At 40.7% G+C, this 774-nt stretch carries 2 protein-coding genes; both read right to left on the reverse strand.

All coding sequences use genetic code 11. From position 1 onward, the window contains the following. The coding region (locus GLIP_RS22500) for an IS3 family transposase (protein ID WP_161602049.1) at positions 1-157 on the reverse strand (157 nt) is incomplete at its 3' end. A 68-nt stretch (positions 158-225) separates the two neighbouring features. Further along, positions 226-726 carry a transposase gene (locus tag GLIP_RS10130; RefSeq protein ID WP_008844526.1) on the reverse strand — a complete coding sequence of 167 codons (501 nt, stop codon included), beginning with the start codon at positions 724-726 and terminating at the stop codon, positions 226-228. Between the last annotated feature and the right edge of the window lie 48 nt (positions 727-774).

Consider the following 774-nt stretch of genomic DNA (forward strand, 5'->3'; position numbering starts at 1 on the left):
GTTTATGATTAACCACTAAGCCCATGGCTCTTAGCGCACAAGTAATTCTACGATAGCCGTATCGCCCTTTATGGTTGTGATAGATATCACGTATTTTTACGCGTAAGTCAGTATTGGAACTAGGCCGATTAAGTGTATTACGATGGTAGTAATACACGCTCTTGGGAAGCCCTGTGACTTTTAATAAGTGTTGTAAGCTGTACTTTGCCTTGAGCTCTTCGACAACTATCGTTTTGTCTTTGCTTTTTTCTTTCTGGCTTGAGCCAAGGCTTCTAACTTTTTTAAGACAGCGTTCTCTGCACGTAGGTAATCCAATTCTTCCCTGAGCTCTTTTTCAGACATTTCTGCTGATGGTTTAGAAGTCGAAGAATGATTAGTCACGCGAGGCCTACCTTTGTTCTTTGGTATTAGACGGGTTATACCACCGCGAGCATAAAGCTTTTGCCATTGAAATAAAATACCAGGGGATGATAAGTCGAAATAGGCGCTGGTATAAGCCAGTGACCAATTGTTCACTGACATAGTTTCAAGTACATGAATCTTAAATTCGAAGGAGTAAGGAAGTTGCTTATGAACAAAACTATCAAAGCCGTTGATGCGATAAACTTGAGACCAATAACGAATAAGGTTAGGGCGTACTTCAAACTTTGAACCTAAGACTCCTGAACTCTCTTCTTGCGCTAGTCGCGCTAGGTTTAACTTAAATACTCTGTGATATTTGGACATAAAAAGACCCCCAGTAATTGGATAGTCCAACTATTGGGGGTCACTTCA

This window comes from Aliiglaciecola lipolytica E3, from assembly GCF_000314975.1.
Lineage (GTDB): Bacteria > Pseudomonadota > Gammaproteobacteria > Enterobacterales > Alteromonadaceae > Aliiglaciecola > Aliiglaciecola lipolytica.

What these genes read in the sequence shown, in the direction of transcription:
- GLIP_RS10130 (WP_008844526.1), bottom strand. Translation starts at nt 726, where the DNA reads ATGTCCAAATATCACAGAGTATTTAAGTTAAACCTAGCGCGACTAGCG.